Below are 18166 nucleotides of genomic sequence, written 5' to 3' on the forward strand. Positions count from 1 at the left end.
TCCTTCCTAGCGTCGTCGTCGTGCCGCCAAGTACAACGAAGCCCCTTCGAATCGCCGTCCTCGCGGACTCCGACACCCGCTGGAAATGGGGTGCGCTGACCGCCGACCGCATCGCTCCGGATCCGTCCATGGAAACCGGACCGCGAGGCGGGGCGCAAGTCGGTCTCGCGCTGGACGGATATCTGCTGCGCGGCCGGGCCACGCCCACCGCACGCCAGCTCGAAGAGGTCGGCGTGCGCGCGGACTCCCTGCGGGAGGTCACCGCCGTCGAGTTCCTGCGGGCCATGGCCGAGACGTCGTACGACATCGTCGTGCTGGCCCTGGTCGGCGGCGGCGTCCAGGCGATGCTGCACGGCCTCGCGAAGGTCTGGGACGGTCTGGAGAAGCGGCCCGTCGTCGTCACCGGCTATGTCGGCGTCGTCTACGAGAAGCTCGCCGACGGCCTGCTCCTGCGGCACGGAGCCGACCTCGTGCTCGCCAACTCCCGTCAGGACGCCGAGCGTTTCCGCGCGGTGTACGAGGGAGTCGGCGCGGACGCCTCGGCGGTGACCGAGGTGGCACTGCCCTTCCTCGGCGGTGCCCCCTACGAAGGTGAACACGACCCGTACACCGTGGTGTTCGCCGTCCAGCCCTCCGTGCCGGACAACCGCAGGGACCGCGTGTACCTGCTGGAGCGGCTCGTGCGGCACGCCCGGCTGCACCCCGAGCGCGAGGTGCTGCTCAAGCTGCGCTCCAGGCCCGGCGAACACACCACGCACATCGAGGAGCTGCCGTACCAGAAGCTGATCCAGCGGCTCGATCCGCCGGCCAACTTCCGCCTGGTGTACGGCAACATGGGCGAGGTCCTCGACCGGACCGACCTGCTGGTCACCATCAGCTCCACGGCGGCACTGGAGTCGCTGCACCGCCGGATCCCGACGGTGATCCTGAGCGACCTGGGCATCCGCGAGGTCCTCGGCAACCACCACTTCGTGGGCTCCGGATGCCTCGCCTCCTGGGACCAACTGGACGCCGGACACCGGCCGGTGCCCGACGAGGAGTGGGTGGCACGGCAGGGGGTCGTCGCGGACGGCAGCTATGCCACCGCCTTCGACGCGGCCCGCGAGCGCATCGCCAAGCTGCTGGCCTCGCCCGAGCCGCCCCCGCTCACCCCGTACTACACACCCGTCACCGCCCCCGGCTACCTGCCCGGCATCCTCGCCCGCCACCACCTCGGCCCCGACGGCACACCGCTGCCCGGCGCCCCCGCCCACGACAAGGAGCCGGGCCCGGTGCGGCAGATCGTCCGCCGCGCGGCCCGCGGCGCCTACCGGCACGGGGTGCAGCGCGTAGCTCCCGTGATCCGGCGGATGGGGGAGCTGTGACCACCTTCCGAAGCCCTTTCCGAGGAGCTGAACCCATGTCCAACCCGCAAGCCGGCCAACACGCCACCGTGCGCCGCGTGCTCGCGGTGATCCCCGCGCGCGGCGGCTCCAAGGGTGTGCCCGCGAAGAACCTCGCCCCCGTCGGCGGTGTCCCGCTGGTGGCGCGAGCCGTGCGCGAGTGCCGGGCCTCCCGCCTGGTGACCGACGTCGTGGTCTCCACCGACGACCAGGCCATCGCCGCGGCGGCCCGCTCGGCCGGCGCCGAGGTCGTGCTGCGCCCCGCCGCCATCGCGGGCGACACCGCCACCTCCGAGGCCGCCGTCCTGCACGCCATGGACGCCCACGAGGCACTGCACGGCGCCACCGTCGACGTGGTGCTGCTCGTGCAGTGCACCAGCCCCTTCATCATCCGCGAGGACGTGGACGGCGTGGTCGGCGCCATCGTCGACAACGGCGCGGACTCCGCGATGACCGTCGCCCCCTTCCACGGCTTCGTGTGGCGCGACGCCGACGACGAAGCCCGCGCGGGCACCGTGGCGGAGGCCGAGGCGGCCGTCGGCGGCGGCTACGGCGTCAACCACGACAAGTCCTTCCGCCCGCGCCGCCAGGACCGCCCCCAGGACTTCCTGGAGACCGGCGCCGTCTACGGCATGGACGCGCCCGGCTTCCGCAAGCACCAGCACCGCTTCTTCGGCCGCACCGAACTGGTGCGCACCGACCCCGCGCGCGTGCTGGAGATCGACGACCACCACGAGCTGGCGCGGGCGCGGGCCCTCGCGCCGCTGTTCGACGCGGACCGCCCCGGTTCGCTGCCTTCTTTTGAGGACGTGGACGCGGTCGTACTCGACTTCGACGGCACCCAGACCGATGACCGGGTGCTGATCGACGCCGATGGAAAGGAGTTCGTCTCCGTGCACCGCGGCGACGGACTCGGCATCGCAGCGTTGCGCGACAGCGGCCTGAAGATGCTGATCCTCTCCACGGAGCAGAACCCGGTCGTCGCCGCCCGCGCACGGAAGCTGAAGATCCCCGTGCTGCACGGCATCGACCGGAAGGACCTCGCGCTGAAGCAGTGGTGCGAGGAGCAGGGCATCGCGCCCGAGCGCGTGCTCTACGTCGGCAACGACGTCAACGACCTCCCGTGCTTCGCCCTCGTGGGCTGGCCCGTGGCGGTCGCGAGCGCCCACGACGTGGTACGCGGCGCCGCCCGTGCGGTCACCACCGTCCCCGGTGGCGACGGCGCGATCCGAGAGATCGCCAGCTGGATCCTCGGCCCCTCTCTCGACTCCCTCACCAAGTAAGGAAATCACCCGCCATGACCGTCAACTCCCGTCTGCGCACCTTCGGCACCGAGCGCATCGCCGGACCCGGCCAGCCCGTCTACATCTGCGGCGAGATCGGCATCAACCACAACGGCGAGCTGGAGAACGCCTTCAAGCTCATCGACGTGGCCGCCGAGGCCGGCTGCGACGCCGTCAAGTTCCAGAAGCGCACGCCCGAGATCTGCACCCCGCGCGACCAGTGGGACATCGAGCGCGACACCCCCTGGGGCCGGATGACCTACATCGACTACCGCCACCGCGTGGAGTTCGGCGAGGACGAGTACCGCCAGATCGACGCGTACTGCAAGGAGAAGGGGATCGCCTGGTTCGCCTCCCCGTGGGACACCGAGGCCGTCGCCTTCCTGGAGAAGTTCGACGTCCCCGCCCACAAGGTGGCCTCCGCCTCCCTCACGGACGACGAGCTGCTGCGCGCCCTGCGCGCCACCGGCCGCACGATCATCCTGTCCTCCGGCATGTCGACCCCGAAGCAGATCCGCCACGCGGTCGAGGTCCTCGGCAGCGACAACATCCTTCTGTGCCACGCCACGTCGACCTACCCGGCCAAGGCCGAGGAGCTCAACCTGCGCGTGATCAACACGCTCCAGGAGGAGTACCCGAACGTCCCGATCGGCTACTCCGGCCACGAGACGGGCCTGCAGACCACCCTCGCGGCGGTCGCCCTCGGCGCCACCTTCGTCGAGCGCCACATCACCCTGGACCGCGCGATGTGGGGCTCCGACCAGGCCGCCTCCGTCGAGCCGCAGGGCCTGACGCGCCTCGTCCGCGACATCCGCACCATCGAGGCCTCCCTCGGCGACGGCGTCAAGAAGGTCTACGACTCCGAGCTCGGCCCCATGAAGAAGCTGCGCCGCGTCACCGGCGTGATCGCCGAGGCGGAGATCGCCGCCGCCGCGGGCGAGCCGGTCTCGGTCTGAGCCACCAGGTACCGGGTCCCCGGCGGCCGGCCGCTCTCGGCGGCAGTCGTTCCGGGGACCCGGTGTTCATCACCCGCGCATCATGAGCGCCTCATGAGCGCCTTACGACGGGACGGTCGTACGTCGATGAGCCCCCGCGCCGGGAACACCGGCCCCCACACTCTCGCGTTCGTCGAGAGCCCGGTCCAGCTGCTGAACGTGCTGGAGTGGGCGCACGGCCACGCGCCCGGCGCGCAGCTCACCCTCGTCGTGCTGTCCCCGACCGACCCCATGACCCGCGGCCAGCTGCGCCGGATGGCGGAACTCGCCCGCGAGGAGGGCCACGAGGTCCGCTGGGAGGAGGCGAGGGGCGGCCCCGCGGCCCCCTTCCAGACCATCGGCGGCCTCGCCGGCATGCTCCGCAAGGCGGACCGCGTGGTGCTGGGCGACCCGTTCTCCCGCTACGTACAACTGCTCCTCACCATCACCCGCGCCACCGACCTGGTCGTGGTCGACGACGGCACGGCGACGATGGAGTTCGTGTCCCAACTCGCCCGGGGCGAACGCCTGGTGCGCTGGCACCGCAAGGGCGGCCGCCCGAGCCCCCGCGACCTCGCCTTCGCCCCCATCTCGGCGGCGGCCCGCAAGCGCCTGACGCCCGGAGAGGGCAGGGGAGTCGAGATCTTCTCCTCGATGCCGATGGAGGAGACCCCCGCGGGAGTCACGGTCTCGTCCAACACCTTCGCCTGGACCCGCGCCCGCTTCGGCCCGCCGCGCATCACCAAGGGCGCCGACATGGTGGGTACTTCGCTCGTCGAGACGGGCGTGGTGGACGCCGACCACTACCTGGAAGCGGTCACCCGCCTGGCCAAGACCCACGGCGCGACCCGCTACTTCGCCCACCGCCGCGAGTCCACGGAGAAACTCCACCGGCTGGCCGTGGAGACGGGCCTGGAGATCGTCCGCCCGGATCTCCCCCTGGAGCTGATCGCCCGCCGCGGCCCCATCGGCCGTACGATCCTCAGCTTCCCCTCGACGGTCGTCCACACGCTCCCGCTCGCCCTCGCCGGCACGGAGGTCCGCGTTGCCGTCTGCGACATCGACCCGGACTGGCTGACGGAGACGGCCTCGCCGCGCGCGCAGGGGTTCCTGTCGGGGGTCACGGGGACGGCGCGGGACGTGCACCGGCTGTCGGCGGTGGTGGCGGGCTGAGCCCGGCGAACGCACCGCGACGCCGGTCCCGTCGACCTCGATCACCGCGCCTCCCCTCGCCCACCCCCACCCCAGCGCAACCGCTTGTTACCCTCTGACCTGCGAGGAAGTCGAGACGAGGGGCGGGCCGTGGCGACGTCCGGAGGCGATGACAGCGACGTGCCGAGCAGGGCCGAGACCCTTCGCCGCCAGGCCGAGAGCGCGTTCCGGTCCGGGCGGGCCGACGAGGCGCACCGCATCGCCGTACGCGCGCTGACGGAGGCCGGGGGCACCCCGGAGGGCTCCCGCGCGCTGATCCTGGAACACCTCGGCCGCTACCTCGACGCGGGCAGCACCAGCTGGGAACACGACTACTTCGACCAGTCGCTCGCCGAACTCGGCCCCGACGCCCCGCCGCACGAGCGGATCCGGGTGCTCTGCTCGGCCGGACTCGCGCAGTTGCGGCGCGACCGGACCGACGACGGCGCCCGGCTGCTCCACGAGGCCGCCGAACTGGCCCACCGGACCGGCGACTCCGAACTGGAGACCGTGGTCTGCACGGTCGTGGCCGAGGCCGACCTCACCCTCGGCCGCCTCGACGAGTCCCTGCGCCGCACCCGTCGGGCCCGGCGCCTGGGCATCGAGTCCCGCCAGCACCACCTGGTCGTGCGCTCCTACTTCAACGAGGCCCGCGCCACCTACCTGCGCACCGGCAACATCGCCGACGCCGCCCGCATCCGCGGCGCCGGCCTGCCCTACGCCGCCGAACACGGCGAACTGGCCACCGAGGAGGGCAACACCCTGCGGCTGGCCCTCATCGAGGACCTGATCGAGGCCGGCCGCTGGAGCGAGGCCGACGACCTGCTGAACGACCCCTCCCCGTACGGGCGGCACGGCTCGCTCAACGAGGTCGAGGAAACCCTCGTCCAGGCCTGGCTGCGGAGCTGGCGCGGCCAGGTCGTGGACCCCGCACCGCCGTTCGTCCGGCTCGTCGCCACCAGCAGCCCGCTGCACGAGGCGTACTTCCTCAGCCTGGCCCTCACCGCGGCCGCCCGCCTCGGCGACCACGCGGCCGTCGAGGAACTGACCGGCCGCGCCCTCCGACTGGCCGGCGGACACCTGGCACCACCCAGCGGCGGCCTCTACGTCATCGACGCGCTCGCCGCCGCCATCCACGCCCAGACATCGAGTCCCCGCCCGCCCATGCTGCACCCCGACACCGCCCCGCACCGGCTGCTGCGGACGGTGGAGAGGGTCTATGCCCGGGTACGCCACCACGTCGCCGCGCCCTACGAACTGACGGACGGCGTGGTGGCCGTGGCACGGGCGGAGGTACACGCACAGGCCCAGGCCCAGGTACCCGGACAGGGATCCGCGCAGGACGCCGCGACCCACTGGGACACCGCCATCTGGGTCTTCAGACGCACCCACGCCCGGGCCCGGCTGGTCCACGCCCTGCTGGGCCGGGCCGCCGGACACCCACCGGGTGACGACCGCGCCGCGGCCCTGCTCGACGAGGCGGAACGGATCGCCGTACCCATGGACGCGCGGCCGTACCTCGAACGGATCGCCCGGTTGCGGGCCACGGCGGACCCCGCGGACCGGCCGCCCGACCCGGACGCCGCCCTCACCCCACGCCAGCGCCAGGTGATCGCCCGGCTCGCCGAGGGCCGAACGGACCGGGAGATCGCCGGGGAACTGCGCCTGAGCGTCCGCACGGTCAACGCACACGTGGCCCAGCTGCTGACCCGGCTGGGCCTGCGCAACCGCGCGGAGGCCGCGGGCTGGTACTACCGCTCGGAAGGACGCGACACGGCGGACTGACCGAACCTGTGACACGGCGGCGCGTCGAGCCATGGCCGGTCATCCCGGCACCGGCGCGCCCGCCCCCCGCGCACCGCCCCGGCAGGCCGCCGTGCCCGCCACGCACACCAGCACCACCCCGGCCAGCTGGCGCGCGTCCGGCGTCTGGGCCAGGACCAGGAAACCGATGCCCGTGGCCACCGCGGGCTCCAGGCTCATCAGCGTGCCGAACGCCCCGGCCGTCAGCCGGCGCAGCGCGAACAGTTCCAGGAGGTGCGGGACGATCGGCAGCAGTACGGCGGCCAGCGCCGAGACCGCCAGCACGTGCGGTCCGAACCAGTCCGCCTCCGCCCCGCCGCCGACCGCCACCACCAGACCGGTGGTCACGGCCGCCGCGGCCGTGGACAACGCGACCCCCTGCCGGCCGGGCAGCCGGTCGCCGACCCGCTGGGTCAGCACGATGTAGCCACCGAGGCCGGCCGCGGCACCCAGCGCGTACCCGATCCCGGCCCAGTCCGCGGAGGCCTCCCAGGGCCGGGTCAGCAGCAGCACCCCGGCCAGCGCCAGCAACGGCCACACCAGATCGGCCCGCCGCCGCGACCCCACGACCGCGACCAGCAGCGGTCCCGTGAACTCCACCGCGCTGACCGTGCCCAGCGGCAGCCGGTCGATGGCCTGGAAGGAGCACAGGGTCATCACCGCGCTGGCACCGCCGAGCGCCGCTGCCGCGCCGAGCCCACTGCGCGGCAGCCGCCCGGGCCGCGGCCTGGTCCACAGGAGCAGGATCACCGCCGCGCAGCTCAGCCGCAGCCAGGCCGTCCCGGCCGGAGACACCGTCCCGAAGAGGGGCACGGCCAGCGAGGCCCCGGTCTGCACGCTGACCATGGCACAGACGGTGGCGGCCATCGCCGGCGCGGCGGCCCGCACGGGGGACACGGCGCCCGGAGGTGGCGTGGCGTCCGGCGGCGTCATGGCGGCGGTCATACGGGGACGGCCTCGACCCCGGCCTCGCGGGACGGGACGTGCGCGGCGGTCGCCCGCACGAGGAAGGCGGTCTCGGCGTAGAAGAACTCCCCGTCCCGCGCGGCCTGTTCCACCGACGCGGTCCACTCGTCGAGGTCCGACACCGACAGGGGCCCCGTCCCGTTGAGCGCGCGTTCCCGCAGGGCCGCCGCGATCTGCTCCACCCGGTGCCGGGCGAACCCGGTCAGCTCGGTGCCCACGGTCACATGGGTGTCGACGCGTTCCACGGTCAGCAGGCTCTTGCGCACCAGGGCGGCCGCCTTGCGCCCCATCCAGGCGTCGCTGAACTCCATCCACTCCTCGGGAAACTCGGCCCAGCCGTGGCACACGGCACGGGTCAGCTCCGGGTCGCCCGCGTGGATCACCAGGGCGTCGTAGTCGGTGTGCGAGATCACCGCCGTACCGCCGGGCCGCAGCAGCCGGCCGACCTCGTCGACCAGGGCCGCCGGGTCGCGCAGGAACTCCAGGACGTCGTGGCAGACGACCGCGTCCATGCTGCCGGCGGCGTACCGGGTCGGCTTGTTCAGATCGTGCACCTCGATCTCGGCGGCGGCCCCCAGCAGCGTCCGCGCGGCCGCCACCGCCTCCGGATCGACATCGCACCCGTACGGCACGACCCCCGGCGCCCGCTCGACCACGGCCTGAAGCGTCCCACCGGTCCCGCACCCGAGATCCAGCACCCGCTGTCCTGCCGTCACGTCCAGGCCGGCGGCCAGCGCACGGTGTATCGAGTGACCAGGCATGGGCATGCGTATGTCCTCCACGACTCCACGACGATCAGGTACCGGAGACGTTTCTACTGGCCCAGGGGCTCGGGGACTTCGGTAGTTCTACCTAGCCGAGGTCGTTCGGCCGGAAAACGACCGGGCCGCTTCCGGTTCGCTGCGGCGCAGCCCGGGTGCGCCCCGCGTAGGCCGGGGCTCGGCGCGGCGGCTTGTGGCCGAAACACCATGGATGGCGTCCACCGAACCCGACCGTCTAGCATGATCGTTCACTTGTGCGATGTCCGGTGATGCGCGGGGCGGGCACGGGACGGGACGGCGGACAGGGACGGGCTGACGTGAGTGCCGAGGCGTTGCGGGAACGGCTGACGGATCTGGCGGCGGCCGGGCAGGGTGATCTGCGGGCCCTGGTGGGTGAGTTCCGGCGCGGCGAGGTGCTGGTGCCGGTCGTGGACGGCTCGTTGCTGTCGGCGGAGGCGGGCGGTGTCCGCTGGTTGTTCGCGTTCACGGACGTCGCGGCGCTGGAACGGTTCGCCGAGGCACGGGGTGAGGCTCCCCCCGGGTGGGTGGCGGTGTTCGGCGCCCGATTGCTGGACCAGGTGATCCCGAGGGTGGACGGCCCGGCGGGGATCGCGGTGGACGCGGGCAGCCCGACGGGCTTCGTGCTGCCGCCGGTGGTGGGGATCGTGCCGGACGCGGAGGCCGTGGACGCCGCCACGGAAGGAGCGGGCGCATGAGCGGGGGCGACGGCTACCAGGTCGATCCGGAGGCGATGCAGCGGATCACCCGCGGCATCAACCAGGCGATGGCGGAGCTGAAGCAGTTCGGTTTCGACATCGAGGCGAACCTGGGCCGCGGCTTCGACGACCTCTCCCTGACCGGACTGGAGACGGGCGACGACGCCTTGCAGGGGGTCTTCGCGGACTTCTGCGACCGCTGGGGCTGGGGTGTGCGCTCACTGATGCAGGACGCGAACGAGTTCGCGGGCCGCCTGGGGCTGTCGGCGGGGATCTACCACGAGCAGGAACAGTACGTGTCGGACACCTTGAAGGCGGCGTGGACGGCAGGCACGGGCAACCCGTACCTCTCGCCGGAGGAGGTGAAGGAACGTTCCTGGTCGGAGACGTTGAAGGACAACCCCGTCTCGCAGGTGGCGAACGCGGACTACAGCGCGGAGTCCTTCACGTCCGGCCAGGACGAGGTGAAGGCGGCCTGGTCGCAGGCGGCGGAGGACGTCTCGACGTCGACGGTGACGCCGGACGCGTTCTTGGACCCGGACACGGACTGGCAGTGGAGCGGGCCGCCCGCTCCGGATTCCCCGGAGGGTGAGGGCTGATGGGCTTCGGGGATGTCGTCAACGGCTTCGGTGACGGACTGGAGAACGCCGCCGACAGCCTGAACAAGGGTGTCGGCGAGGCGGTGGGCTGGGGCGCGGACAAGACGGCGGACGTCCTGTCGGCGGTCGGCGCGGACGGCGCGGCGGAGCGGGTCCGCGACGTCGGCGAGAGCGTGAACAACCGCCTGGGCGGCACGGTGGCCGAACGCGCGCTGGGCGAGAGCGAGGACCCGAAGGAGCTCGTACACGGCAGTGCGTCGGCCCTGCGTGAACGGGCCGGGCATCTGCACAAGTTCGCGGCGGCCTTCGAGAACGTCGGCCAGGGCATGCGCTCGCTGGACCCGGGGGAGTGGCGGGGCCGGGCGGCGGACGCGTTCCGCGCGAAGTTCGAGGTCCAGCCCAAGCAATGGCTGACGGCGGCGGACGCGTGCACGGCGGCGGCTTCCGCGCTGGAGTCGTACGCGGACACGGTGACCTGGGCGCAGGGGCAGGCACAGGTGGCGATCGACACCTACCGCCGGGCCGAGGACGCCTCCCGGCGGGCGGCGGACGCGCATGCCGCGCAGGTGCGGGCGTACAACGAGGCGGCCGAGCGCTACACCGCGACCGCCGAGGCGGGCGGCGACCCGGGCGCGAAGCCGACGAAGCCCGGCGAACTGATCGACCCGGGTACGGCGGGCCGCCAGGAGGCCGAGGAGATCCTCGCCCATGCCCGCCGTCAGCGCACCGACGTGGCCGAGGACGCCCGCCGCAAGATCGCTGCCGCGCTGGAATCGGCGCCGCCGAAACCGGAGTTCACCCACCGCGTGGGCGCCGACGCGGCGGACCTGTTCGTCGGCACCCAGCTCAACTCGGTCCACTTCGCGGGCGGCCTGCTGCGCGGCGGCACCGACCTGCTGAAACTGGCCCGCACGGCCAACCCGCTGGACCCGTACAACCTGACGCATCCCGGCGAGTGGATGAAGAACTCCCAGCTGCTGCTGGCGGGCCTGGTGGGCACGGCGGCCCACCCGGAGCGACTGCCCATGTCACTCCTGGGGACGGGGTGGTCGAGCGACCCGGGGGACGCGGCCGGGTACTTCTACTCGAACCTGATCGGGGGGAAGGGCGCCGGGGGTGTGGGGCGTGCGGCTGCGCGGGATGCTCTGCGTGGGGTCGCCAAGGACGCCGCAACGGGCGCCGCACGCAGAAGCGTCGGCAGGGGGTTGCGAGACGTTGCCCGGGAACTGTGGTGCAAGACCTTGGGTGGTGATCCGATTGACATGGCCACCGGACGTATGTCCCTGCCGCAGACGGATGTGACACTGCCCGCCCGGCTGCCACTGGTCTTCTCCCGCCAGTTCGAGTCGTCGTATCGGGCGGGCCGCTGGTTCGGCCCGTGCTGGACGTCGACGGCCGACCAGCGCCTGGAGATCGACGCTGAAGGGGTCGTCTTCGTCCGCGAGGACGGCTCCCTGCTGGCCTACCCCCACCCGGCCCCCGGCGTCCCGACCCTGCCTCTGGCCGGCGAGGGCCACCCCCTGACGGTCGACGAGTACGGCGACTACACGGTCACCGACCTGGCAACCGGCCGCATCTGGGACTTCGCGGGCCCGGGCGGCGACGGCATCGCCCTGCTCTCCCAGATCATCGACCGCTCGGGCCAGTGGCTGACGTTCGAGTACGACGACGAGGGCGCCCCGACCGGGATCGTGCACTCGGCCGGTTACCACCTGAAGAGCAGGGTCCCTGACCCTGACCCACGCTTTCGACTCCTTGGGGCGCCTGACGGAACAGGACGTCGTCGCCCCGACCGGGCGCCGCCTCCAGCACCGCGCCTACACCTACCGAGCCGATGGCAACCTGATGGCCGTCGACGACCACCTGAACGGTGCGCGCCGTTTCGAACTAGATGCGGCGGGCCGGGTCACCACAGTCCATGCGGCGAACTGGACAGAAACGTACGCCTACGACGAGGTGGGCAACCAGACACGGGCTGCCTGGCCGTCCACCCACCCGGGCCACGGGGCGACAGGTGAGCGCACCTATACCGGCACCCGTATTACCAGCGCGGGCAACGTCCGCTACGAATACGACGCAGCCGGCCGGATGCGCCTGCGCCAGAAAAGCCGCTTGTCCCGCCGACCTGAAACCTGGCACTACGAATGGGACGCAGAAAACCGCCTGACGTCGGTCACCACACCGGATGGCACCTGCTGGCGGTACACCTATGACCCCCTGGGCCGCCGCACAGCAAAGTTGCGCCTTGCAAGCGACGGCAGGACAGTCATCGAGCGAGTCGACTTCGTCTGGGACGGCATTACGCTGTGCGAGCAGACCACCACCTCGGCGTCCCTGCCCCATTCTGTCACCTTGACCTGGGACCACCAGGGTCTGCACCCGATTGCTCAGACCGAACGCATCAACGCGGTCGCCGCGTCCCAGCAGGAGATTGACTCCCGCTTCTTCGCCATCGTCACCGACCTTGTCGGAACCCCTCTGGAACTGGTGGACGAACGCGGTGACATCGCGTGGCGCATGCGCTCGACCTTGTGGGGTAAGACAGCCTGGCCCACCGACAGCAGCGCGTACACCCCTCTACGCTTTCCCGGGCAGTACTACGACCCTGAAACCGGCCTGCATTACAACTACTTCCGTCACTACGACCCTGAAACAGCCCGCTACGCCACCCCTGACCCCCTCGGTCTGGCCCCCGCTGACAACCCCGTCGCGTACGTCCACAACCCCCATGTCTGGACCGATTCCCTCGGTCTCTCGCCATATCGTGACCTGGGTTTGCGGGAAGACGCCATGAAGGCGATCAGGAAGCTTGAAAACATCAAGAAGGATCCGATCGGGGAGATAAACTCGCAACCCAATCACAATCATTACAATGCGGCCAGGCGTGAAGCGCAAGGAGAGGTCGTGGCACGCAAGCCAGACGGCACGCCCTACGATCATATTGCAGATTTGAAGGGCGCGCGAAATGGACTGGACAAGGTGAGGTTGGCTCTTGAGCGGGAGCTGGAGAATCCGCCCGCGGGCATAACTGAACGTGGCATGGAAACTCTGCTCAAGAAGCGCAAGGAAGCCATTGACGAGCTTGACAGGCTGAACGGCTTCCTGCACTCCATAGGTCATCGATGACGGAGGAATCGACGATGCCCCAATCTGGCGACCGTAGCAAGTCCCTTGAACAATTGGACGGCGAACGCTGGGGAGAACCGCCTGCCGATGCGACGTCACTGGTCAGAACGGTCCACGAATGGCGCCGACGACCTATCGGAACGCTGGAACCCGATGAGCTGGCACGTTTGATCGGCCAGGATGTCGGCTTGCTGTGGCTGCTCCCTTTGGCGGTTGAGATTCTCCGGGACGAAGCGCTTAAACAGCCTGCTGGTGGATTCGTCGACGGTGACTTGCTTTATGCGGCTGTCACGAGAAGTCCGGAAGTGTGGAGGACTCACCCTGAGCTAGCGCGCGAGCTTAAAAACGCTGTAACCCTGCTGTCCGATCTGTCAACCTATGAGAAGCGCGAGGTTGAGGCGTTCTTGGCGTCGCTTCCTGAGGAGCTTTGAATTAACTGTGCGGCTTCGGCTCTCGAATTTGCAAGCGCAGACTTTAACCCGGCTGTACGGACCAAGCCTTGACCCGCGTTCAATTGAGAAGGCAGTCGGTAAAACCCCGGGTTCCAGGCCGGCATTGAAAAGGGATTGCGCATGCTGAGAGAAAAACGGCCATGAGAATGAACGCCGGAATGTCCGATGTGCTCGAGGGTGTCGAGCTGCGTGTTCAAGCAGAACGCGTGCCAGACCAGTTCCGTGCCGTCGTGCAGGGCGGTTGGACCGTGGAAAATGGTGCGCACCTTCTGACAGCTCTGTACTCGAACTATTCGGGGGCTGGACAGTCCGACTTCGGAGATGTCATTCACTACGAGGCCACAGTCAACGGTCGAGGAATGATGGACTACGACCTCCCGGACTCGGGCCCCGAAAGGTCCATGTCGCTCCTGGACCGCTCCCTGTCCTATGCCTGCACGGCCTTGTTGGCGGCATCGGCAAGCTCGCCGTGGCCCGTCCTGGCGTACGTATCCCTGTCCGAGGGGGGTCTCGACGACAAGCTGCTCACTGCCCACGTCACGTTCTGCACTCGCCGGGTTGGGCTGCCACCCTTCGTGCAAGATATGGATTCCTACACGCATGAAGCACTGATGGAGATTTCCCAGCGTGATGCGGCGGCCATGCTTGCTCGAAATTCACCATCCAACGGATCCTGATTCGAGCGGCCCTCCGGTCCACCGGCCTGGACTCCTCCTTCGGAAGTCGAACCAGCGCTGGAGGTGGGCGAGAGCAGCCCCCGGGCGACGGAACGCAGATCGAGGCCTGCGAGGGAGATCTTGTCACCGAAGTGTTCGGCCAGGTGCATACGTGACAATACCGGAATGGAAGACGAGCTCTTTCAGTCGAAGAGTCTCACCCTGCCCGCGGTTTGAACTGGGAGGAACTTGGATGAAGACGTTTCGTTACAGGAAGCGTAGTCCGATCGGCGGGTTGGCCGCGAATATCACCGCTGAGGCCGAACCTGCTGGAACTACACCTCGACGCGCCGTTCAAATCCAAGAGAAGCTTTGGCTGGAATTGCCCGAAGCTCCCATGCACTGGCGCGATGTCGCCTGGATGGCGTACGGTCTGTCTCTGCACTCGGCGGATTTGAATGCACTGCATCCACGGGGGCTCGTTGTGAGAGTAAATTCTTTCTCCTTTCCTTACGGTGATTACGTGCCTGAAGTTGCTGCCTTCGCCTGGGGGGCGCCGGGTTTCCCTTCTCCGGGGAGGCCTCGGGGGTGCCGGTTTTTCATGTTGATCCGGCGGGGTAATGGAAGTGGAAACATGTGTGTTCGTTGATCTGATTCGGAAGATCTTGGCTCCCGAAGCTGGTGTCCGAGAACGCGCTGCCGAAGAGATCGTGGACCGCCTTGGCTTATATACGCCAGCTCAAGTGTCAGCATTGGTGGCATTGTTGTCATCAACCGCGGTCGTCGAGAAGGTGTACTCCGCTCTGGAGTCTGAATTGCACGCAATCCTTGAGCTGACTTCCACCGGGCATGTCACACTTGATCACGTTGCACCGTTACGAGAAATGCAACTTGAGGAATTGCCGAATGAAATCAAAGAGTATGTCATCGACTTGCTTGAGGGGTGAGGTGGAAGATGGGTTCAGGGGAATGGGCGGCCATGTGGCGTGAAACTTTGCTCGAATTTACAGGCGTAGAGCTGAAATCGGCTGCCACGGAGCAGGCCCTGATGCTCGTTGAAGAACGGCTTGGACAGTCTCTCCCACAGTCCCTCCGGTCACTTCTCGGGGTGTCTGACGGGATCAGTGACGAGTACGGAGTGGAGACTGTCTGGTCGGCTGACCGGATACTCGCCGAAAACATCTCCTTGCGTGACAATGAGCAGTTTCGCAGTCTGTATATGCCGTTTGATCCGCTCCTCTTCTTTGGCGACAGCGGCGGGGGAGACAGGTTCGCATTCGTCCGGACGCCAGAACGGGATGATGTGTTCGTTTGGGATCACGAGACGGATAGCAGAAACTGGATCTCGCCTTCCCTTCAAAGCTTCTTGCGGAGTTCCCTTGGGGGTGGGGGTGATGACTGGTATCGCTAACAGGGGCTTTGGTCGGCTTCCAGGTGTCCTGCTGTCATGAGGATGGAGCATGCCCTATTTCGTGAACAATGTTATGGGGGATTCTATTGATGAACCCGATGAAACGAGGATTCGTGAGCTGCTCGCAGAACTGAAGAATGCGGATCATGAGCACTTCGACATTGTTCTGGTCCATGAATCTGGATGGTCCTTGAGTGTCTATCCAGACAAGGCCGTGGTGTGGGAAAATGTCATCAATACTGCCAGTCGGCCGTGCGAGTTCACGTTTGACTCTTGGCAGGACGTCCTCGAGGCGCTATTGCATCTATCCCGAGGTGAAGTCACTGTGACCTTCCAGATGTTGCGTGACCGGTCCTGACAGGAGGACGTGTGTCCTACGCGGGTTTCCTCGCTACGAGGTAGGCGCGGGAGAGCTTTTCGTCGTCCAGGGGCTCCCTGAGGACTCGGACGATCACCTGGAGGCCGGCCTCGGCCAGGGGCTCCGCCACCGCTTCCGGGGCGCGCAGCCAGTAGTCGAGGGAGATCTTGTGGCCGAAGCGTTCGTCGAGGTGCATGTAGGTGCCGCCGGGCTCGTACTGGAAGCCGATCAGGGCGTGGGCGCCGGGGGCGAGGACGCGGTGGAACTCCGCGAAGGCCGTGGGGAGGTGGTCGTCCGGGACGTGGATGATCGAGTAGAGGGCCGTGATGCCGCCGAGCGTCTCCGACGGTAGGTCCAACGACGTCATCGAGCCCACGTGGAAGCGGAGGCCCGGGTGGGCCCTGCGGGCCAGTTCGACCATCCTCGGGGAGACGTCCACGCCGAAGACCGGGACGCCGAGTCCGTGGAGCGCCGCGGTCACGTGTCCCGGGCCGCTGCCGATGTCTGCCACCGGGCCGGCGTTCTGTTCCTTCACCAGCTCCGCGAAGCCCGTGATCTGGGCTCTGTCCAGCGTGGGGATGCCGGCCCAGTCGGAGAACTGCTCGCTGTAGGGCTCGGCGATCGTGTCGTACGCGGTTCGGGTGGCCCGTATGAAGTCGGGGTTCTCGGCGTTCACGGGCTGCACCCTAGCGGGGTGGTTGGGGCCGGGGTGTGGGAAGTCGCGGGGCGCCGTGTGGAGTTTGCCTGGCGGTCATCGGGGGGTGGGGTGCGGGGACTTGAGCGCTTCGATGAACGGCGCGAAGGCGTCGGTCGGGAAGGTGAGGATGGCGCCCCCCAGGGTCTTGGAGTCGCGTATGGCTATGTGGTTGTGAGAGTTTGCGATTTCGACGCAGGAGTCGCCGTCGCCGGGACCCGAGTAGGACGACTTCCGCCAATTGTCGGGGGTGTCCATGGGGCGCCTCACAGCTCTTTCGTCAGCCGGTGGATGAAGTCACGTGACCGCTCCGGATCGAGCGATACGGCCTCCACTTTACGGAAGAGTGTTCGAAAGGCGACGAGTTGGGCTTCGGAATCGATGAAGTTCGCTCCGTGGGGGCCGTCCCGCACGACGGTGTCCAGCCTGGGCACGGCGCCTGCCGCATATGTCATCGCGCTCGCGGCGCCGGCGAAGTCTTCCCGGTCGAAGGGGATGACGCGCACAGTGATGTGGTCCGCCTCGGAGACCTGTAGGACATGAGAGAGCTGGGCTCGTGAAGCGGCCCGGCGACTGACCATGATGCGCAGCGCCGCCTCGTGGATGACGGCCTCGTACGGCTTGGGGGCGGGTCCTTCAAGGACCACCTTGCGCCGCATTCGGTGTTGGACTCGCAACTCCAGTGCTTCGTGAGGAAGTTCGGGCACCCTGTAGGCGTATACGGCACGGGCGTAGTCCTCTGTCTGGAGGGGGCCGGGGACGTACAGAAACTGGGCCTCCCGCAGAGAGGTGGCGTGATGCTCCAGCTCGGCGAGGTCCAGGAACGGCATGGGCAGATGTCCCCGGTACTCCTCCCACCAGCCGCGGGTCCGGTCGGTAGCCATGGCCACCAGGGCGTCAATGAACTCGTCGTCCGAGCAGGAGTAGTTGGCGGCGAGTCGGCGCAGGCGCTTCTCGCTCACCCCTGACACGCCTGACTCGATCTGACTGATCTGGACGGAGTTCACTCCGAGCAGTGCCGCTGCCTCACGGGCATTCAGGGCTGCCGCCTCGCGGAGCCTGCGCAACTCCGTAGCCAAACGCATCTGGCGCGCTGTGGGCTCCCGCTTGGTCGCCATCGACCACCCTTCGGTCCAACGTGCTTGTGAGCACGACTCGTTCGGGGTCAGATTACGCGATCAGCTTGCGGTTTCTTAAATCTAAGGTCTACCGTCGGTCACGTGACGCACACGCTGCGGAATCACCGGGACCCCGGAAGCGCACCGCCCCGTCCTGCCATGGCGGTCGCGGCACTGCCACCGCCCGAAATTCCCCTACTCGACTGGAGTCGACCCATGCCCGAAAGTGCCCCCTGGGAGTACACCCTCCACATCCCGAACGACCTCCGAGCCGTCACCGTCTCCCGCCGCACACTCCGCCTCATCCTCACGATGCACGGTCTGATCCGCCTGGCCGACACCGCGGAGCTCCTCGCGGCCGAGCTGGTCTCCAATGCCGTACGGCATACGAAGGGGCCCGCGGCTCTGAGGGTGCGTTGGTCGGCGGGGGTGCTGCGGATCGGGGCGTGGGATGCGGACCCTGGGCCTCCTGAACCGCCGGGGGAGTGGGATCTGTTGAAGGAGGCGGAAGAGGGGCGAGGGCTGGCGCTGGTCAAGGCATGCGCCGATTTGTGGGGGTGGCAGCCGTTGGCCAGGCACGGCAACCGGGGGAAGTTCGTGTGGTGTGAGCTGGGCGCGGCCTGAGTTCTGTCCGTCGGCGCGGATCGTGGCGCATCTGTCGAAGCTCGGCGGCCGG

The 18166-nt window shown here is 68.8% G+C and carries 18 protein-coding genes and 2 pseudogenes; 15 read left to right on the forward strand and 5 right to left on the reverse strand.

Going from position 1 to position 18166, the window contains the following annotated elements; all coding sequences use genetic code 11:
* Positions 1–20: 20 nt before the first annotated feature.
* The 5 genes from ACFYZ8_RS40210 (at position 21) to ACFYZ8_RS40230 (ending at position 6615) form a co-directional block, all read left to right on the forward strand.
* Positions 21–1364: a DUF6716 putative glycosyltransferase gene (locus ACFYZ8_RS40210; protein WP_388541178.1), complete on the forward strand. Its 1344-nt coding sequence runs from the start codon at positions 21–23 to the stop codon at positions 1362–1364.
* Between the two features lie 35 nt (positions 1365–1399).
* Positions 1400–2665 (forward strand): cytidylyltransferase domain-containing protein, encoded by a 1266-nt coding sequence (locus tag ACFYZ8_RS40215; RefSeq protein WP_388541180.1) that lies wholly within the window; start codon positions 1400–1402, stop codon positions 2663–2665.
* A 14-nt stretch (positions 2666–2679) separates the two neighbouring features.
* Entirely contained in the window at positions 2680–3621 is a 942-nt protein-coding gene (locus ACFYZ8_RS40220; RefSeq protein ID WP_388541182.1) for an N-acetylneuraminate synthase family protein, read from the forward strand.
* 126 nt (positions 3622–3747) lie between these two features.
* Entirely contained in the window at positions 3748–4812 is a 1065-nt protein-coding gene (locus ACFYZ8_RS40225) for a hypothetical protein (protein WP_388541274.1), read from the forward strand.
* A 129-nt stretch (positions 4813–4941) separates the two neighbouring features.
* A complete protein-coding gene (locus ACFYZ8_RS40230; RefSeq protein ID WP_388541184.1) occupies positions 4942–6615 on the forward strand; it encodes a LuxR C-terminal-related transcriptional regulator in 1674 nt (557 codons plus the stop codon).
* 39 nt (positions 6616–6654) lie between these two features.
* Here the strand turns inward: ACFYZ8_RS40230 and ACFYZ8_RS40235 are convergent, their stop codons facing one another.
* Together ACFYZ8_RS40235 and ACFYZ8_RS40240 are read right to left on the reverse strand one after the other, a co-directional pair.
* Positions 6655–7578, reverse strand: a complete 924-nt coding sequence (locus ACFYZ8_RS40235) for a DMT family transporter (RefSeq protein ID WP_389050810.1) — start codon at positions 7576–7578, stop codon at positions 6655–6657.
* Positions 7575–8366 (reverse strand): methyltransferase, encoded by a 792-nt coding sequence (locus ACFYZ8_RS40240; RefSeq protein WP_359039562.1) that lies wholly within the window; start codon positions 8364–8366, stop codon positions 7575–7577. Before ACFYZ8_RS40240 ends, ACFYZ8_RS40235 begins: the two co-directional genes overlap by 4 nt.
* Before the next feature lie 311 nt (positions 8367–8677).
* Between ACFYZ8_RS40240 and ACFYZ8_RS40245 the strand changes: the two genes are divergently transcribed.
* The 9 genes and pseudogenes from ACFYZ8_RS40245 to ACFYZ8_RS40285 all read left to right on the forward strand — a co-directional run bounded on the left by ACFYZ8_RS40245 (position 8678) and on the right by ACFYZ8_RS40285 (position 15678).
* A complete protein-coding gene (locus ACFYZ8_RS40245; RefSeq protein ID WP_359039564.1) occupies positions 8678–9076 on the forward strand; it encodes an SseB family protein in 399 nt (132 codons plus the stop codon).
* The gene (locus ACFYZ8_RS40250) at positions 9073–9675 is read left to right on the forward strand and encodes a hypothetical protein (RefSeq protein ID WP_359039566.1); all 603 of its coding nucleotides are present in this window, start codon (positions 9073–9075) and stop codon (positions 9673–9675) included. The genes ACFYZ8_RS40245 and ACFYZ8_RS40250 overlap by 4 nt, the downstream gene beginning before the upstream one ends.
* Positions 9675–11081: pseudogene (locus tag ACFYZ8_RS40255) on the forward strand (putative T7SS-secreted protein); the annotation flags it as partial. The gene ACFYZ8_RS40250 and the pseudogene ACFYZ8_RS40255, both read left to right, overlap by 1 nt.
* A gap of 319 nt (positions 11082–11400) precedes the next feature.
* Positions 11401–12801, forward strand: a pseudogene (locus ACFYZ8_RS40260) (polymorphic toxin type 28 domain-containing protein); the annotation flags it as partial.
* Positions 12798–13232 carry a contact-dependent growth inhibition system immunity protein gene (locus tag ACFYZ8_RS40265; protein WP_388541186.1) on the forward strand — a complete coding sequence of 145 codons (435 nt, stop codon included), beginning with the start codon at positions 12798–12800 and terminating at the stop codon, positions 13230–13232. The pseudogene ACFYZ8_RS40260 and the gene ACFYZ8_RS40265, both read left to right, overlap by 4 nt.
* Before the next feature lie 161 nt (positions 13233–13393).
* Complete coding sequence (locus ACFYZ8_RS40270; protein WP_388541188.1) at positions 13394–13930, forward strand: hypothetical protein; 537 nt, start codon at positions 13394–13396, stop codon at positions 13928–13930.
* A gap of 617 nt (positions 13931–14547) precedes the next feature.
* Positions 14548–14856, forward strand: a complete 309-nt coding sequence (locus ACFYZ8_RS40275; protein ID WP_388541191.1) for a hypothetical protein — start codon at positions 14548–14550, stop codon at positions 14854–14856.
* Between the two features lie 32 nt (positions 14857–14888).
* Positions 14889–15320 (forward strand): SMI1/KNR4 family protein, encoded by a 432-nt coding sequence (locus ACFYZ8_RS40280; protein ID WP_388541276.1) that lies wholly within the window; start codon positions 14889–14891, stop codon positions 15318–15320.
* 49 nt (positions 15321–15369) lie between these two features.
* Positions 15370–15678 carry a hypothetical protein gene (locus ACFYZ8_RS40285; protein ID WP_388541193.1) on the forward strand — a complete coding sequence of 103 codons (309 nt, stop codon included), beginning with the start codon at positions 15370–15372 and terminating at the stop codon, positions 15676–15678.
* Between the two features lie 16 nt (positions 15679–15694).
* Here the strand turns inward: ACFYZ8_RS40285 and ACFYZ8_RS40290 are convergent, their stop codons facing one another.
* The 3 genes from ACFYZ8_RS40290 to ACFYZ8_RS40300 form a co-directional block, all read right to left on the reverse strand.
* A complete protein-coding gene (locus tag ACFYZ8_RS40290) occupies positions 15695–16354 on the reverse strand; it encodes a class I SAM-dependent methyltransferase (protein WP_388541196.1) in 660 nt (219 codons plus the stop codon).
* A 75-nt stretch (positions 16355–16429) separates the two neighbouring features.
* Positions 16430–16630: a DUF397 domain-containing protein gene (locus ACFYZ8_RS40295; RefSeq protein ID WP_359039576.1), complete on the reverse strand. Its 201-nt coding sequence runs from the start codon at positions 16628–16630 to the stop codon at positions 16430–16432.
* Between the two features lie 8 nt (positions 16631–16638).
* Positions 16639–17490, reverse strand: a complete 852-nt coding sequence (locus ACFYZ8_RS40300; RefSeq protein ID WP_388541198.1) for a Scr1 family TA system antitoxin-like transcriptional regulator — start codon at positions 17488–17490, stop codon at positions 16639–16641.
* A gap of 216 nt (positions 17491–17706) precedes the next feature.
* Here ACFYZ8_RS40300 and ACFYZ8_RS40305 point away from each other — a divergent pair, with 216 nt between their 5' ends.
* Complete coding sequence (locus ACFYZ8_RS40305) at positions 17707–18114, forward strand: ATP-binding protein (RefSeq protein ID WP_388541201.1); 408 nt, start codon at positions 17707–17709, stop codon at positions 18112–18114.
* Positions 18115–18166 lie beyond the last annotated feature (52 nt).

It is taken from the genome of Streptomyces sp. NPDC001668 (assembly GCF_042893155.1).
Classification (GTDB): Bacteria; Actinomycetota; Actinomycetes; order Streptomycetales; family Streptomycetaceae; genus Streptomyces.